This is a genomic window from Nocardioides sp., from assembly GCF_031422975.1.
In the GTDB taxonomy this organism is placed as follows: Bacteria; Actinomycetota; Actinomycetes; order Propionibacteriales; family Nocardioidaceae; genus Nocardioides.
Genome location: NZ_JANPEO010000194.1, coordinates 1 through 2,975 on the forward strand (window position 1 = coordinate 1; position 2,975 = coordinate 2,975).

The window sequence follows — 2,975 nt, forward strand, 5'->3', positions numbered from 1 at the left end:
CGATCGGCTCCGCGGTGTAGCGCCCGGTGTTGCGGTGCGAGATGCGGGTGGCCAGCTCCTGGAACGAGACGTAGGCGCAGACGTTGAGCAGCGACTTGTCGAGCGCCTCGTAGCCGGTCTCCATCGTCTCCATCCGCGCCCGCTCGAGCTCGACGGGATCGACGCCGCGGGTGACCAGGAGGTAGTCGCGGATGCAGAAGGCGTGCCGACCCTCCTCCGCGGTCCAGCGGTTGACCCAGGTGCCCCAGGCGCTGTCCCGGCCGAAGGCGCGGTCGATCTCGCGGTGATAGCTGGGCAGGTTGTCCTCGGTCAGCAGGTTGACCTCGAGCGCCGTCCGGGCGATCGGCGACAGCTGCGACTGCGCGACCTCCCACGGGTCCCCGCCCAGGTCGGCGAAGTCGCGACCGAGGCTCCAGGGCACGTACTCATGCGGCATCCACTCGTCGGCCGTGGCCATGTGTCGATTGAGGTTGTCCGCGACGGTGGGTTCGAGCTCCGCGAGTAGTTGGGCGCTTTCGAGGTCAGCCATGATCCATGCCTACACCCGTCGCGGCCCCCGTGAACAGGGGTACGGAGCCACCCACTCTGCCCAGGCTGGGCGGATGACGACGCGGTGGGTCGTGGGCAACCGACCGCCTCGGGCCGTGATGGGCTGGACTCGCCCAAGGTCCTTGATTTGCTAGCGCGTGACCGGCCGCGAGGACAAGGTGTCGGCCCAGGCGGCAGCCCGGTCGAGCTCGCCGTCGAGGAGCGGGCCGGCCATGTCGCCGACGTAGAAGCTCTCCGTGCTCACCAACCGGCCCAGGTGGTGGCGCCGGACCTCCTTGCCCGCCGCCTTGGCGGCCGAGCCCGGAAGGTGTCGGACCTTGTCGACGCGGGTGTCGAACGTCGCGACGTCCACGTGGTCCGACTCCGGCAGCTCGCCCAGCCACTCCCGGATGCCGCGTGCCGTGTGACCCGGCTCCGCACCCTTGACCACCGCGTCCTCGCGGGTGGAGGAGCGACTCATCGAGAACGCGTGCGTCGGCCCCCCGACGACCAGCAGGTCGACGTCGGCAGGCAGCGGCACCGGCGCCTGGCCCACCTCGACGATCGTGGCGTCGTCGCCGAGCCGGGCGGCGACTGCCTCGGCGACAGCTCGGGTGTTGCCCCACATGGACTCATGGACCACCAGGGTGCTCATCTCGCGAACTCCTTCCGAGGACACGCGTTGTGCCCTCACCGCCAAGCGTGCCGCGCCCAGGAGGGGTGAGGCAGGGCCGTCCGGCACGGCCAGGGCGCCATAGGTCCCGCAGGAGCACGCCGGCCGGTTGGCTGCGGTGCAGCCGGCTCAGTTCCAGATCGCCGTCGCCCACTCCGGGTGGTCGATGAACGGGTTGCGGTTGCCCTGCCAGGTCGAGTGGATGCGGTCGTTGCGACGCATCTCGAAGGTCGACACCGGGTCCTCGGTGTTCCACTGCAGCAGGATCGACGTCTTGCCGTGCCACGGCGTGGAACCGTTGATCGAGTTGTTGAGCTCGAGGTCGGGGAAGCCGTCGTCGCCCTCGTAGCGGATCGCCATGTAGAAGAGCATCCGCGCCACGTCGCCCTTGACCGCGTCGCGGGGCTCGAAGGAGTCGGCGTCGGTCCAGCAGTCGGTGCACTGCGCGACGGTCGAGCCGCCGAGGTCGAAGTCCTTGTTGCCACGCGTGCCGTTGACGGTCACGTCCTCGGGGCGGAGGTGGTGGACGTCGGTGCCGGGACCCGGGGTCGTGCCGAAGCCGCCGTGGCTCTGCGCCCAGACGTGCTCGCGGTTCCAGTCGTCGACGCCGCCGCCGTTGGATGTCTTGGAGATCGACCTGCCGGAGTAGAGCTCGATGACGTTGGCGGTGTTGGTCGGGTCCTGGTCGGTGTCCTGGAGCGCGGTCCACACCTGGGCGTAGGACAACTGCGTGTTGCCGTCGATGATGCCGTGCAGCGAGGTCCGCAGCGCAGTGCCCGACGTGCCGATCGCGGGCGCGTAGTAGGTGCCGTCCCACGGGCTGGTGCCCCCCGGGGGTGGCGGGGTGACGCCCCCGGCCAACGCGAAGGCCGTGGCACCTGTCAGGCCCGGGTGCGAGAAGTACGCCGCCATCGCGCCCGTCACGTCGATCTGCTTGCCCATGAGGCTGGGGTTGGTGCGCAGCCCCCACTGTGCGCGGAACGCCGTGGGGATCTGGACGTAGAGCATCTGCGTCGTGCTGGCCTGGCTCGCCGAGTCGGCGATGGCGAGGGCGTAGTCGTTGGGGAAACCCGACGTCACGACAGTGCCGGTCGCGGTGGGCTGCCCGACGACGTAGCCGCGAACGGTCTGTGCTGACCCGTCCTGCTGGCCGATCGCCTGCGACACGGTGAGGGGTGCGGCGGCCAGCGCCGGGGGACTGAGCGGGGCGAGGGCGACGATGAGGGCACTGATGAGGGCGAGCGCGAGCGCCCGACCCGTCCCGAGATGACGGTTCATGACCCGGAGCCTGCCGTAGCGCGGTGGCCCTGGGAAGGGCGTCGCGACGACGGGACGGCGACGGGTGGAGGAACGCTCAGGCGCAGGGGAGCGATCCCAGCCGAGCCAGGCCCTCGCGATCGCCGGGCCCGTAGCCGATCTGGCCGCTGTTGATGGCGGCCATCAGCTCGGTCGGCTCGTTGACGTGATCGAGCCCGACGACGTGCGCGAGCTCGTGCAGCACGATCGCCTCCAGGGTGCGCGGCCGGTGCGTCACCTCCGCGACGGTGAAGGCGTCCGTGTCGAGCGCGACCCCACCGGTCACCAGGTAGCGATGACCCAGGATGCCTTCCTCGGCCGCGCCGCCACCGATGCCGGCGACGTCGCCTGCGAGGTCCGGGAACTCGGTGGCCGTGCCCCACCCGATGATGACCGGCCGGTCCGTGCCGATCGGGACGAACTGCGCGGTGAAGGGACGCCTGTCCGTGCTTCCGTCGTCTTCGAAGACCAGCCCCGT

At 70.5% G+C, this 2,975-nt stretch carries 4 protein-coding genes; all 4 read right to left on the reverse strand.

The window, feature by feature from the left end:
• Positions 1–529: acyl-ACP desaturase (locus RMO85_RS06010; RefSeq protein WP_310527425.1), on the reverse strand; the 529-nt coding region annotated here is incomplete at its 3' end.
• 150 nt (positions 530–679) lie between these two features.
• The gene (locus tag RMO85_RS06015; RefSeq protein ID WP_310527429.1) at positions 680–1,183 is read right to left on the reverse strand and encodes a hypothetical protein; all 504 of its coding nucleotides are present in this window, start codon (positions 1,181–1,183) and stop codon (positions 680–682) included.
• A gap of 147 nt (positions 1,184–1,330) precedes the next feature.
• On the reverse strand, positions 1,331–2,479 hold the full coding sequence (locus tag RMO85_RS06020; RefSeq protein WP_310527437.1) for an endonuclease: 1,149 nt from the start codon (positions 2,477–2,479) through the stop codon (positions 1,331–1,333).
• 76 nt (positions 2,480–2,555) lie between these two features.
• A partial coding sequence (locus RMO85_RS06025; RefSeq protein WP_310527446.1) for a matrixin family metalloprotease occupies positions 2,556–2,975 on the reverse strand: 420 nt, incomplete at its 5' end.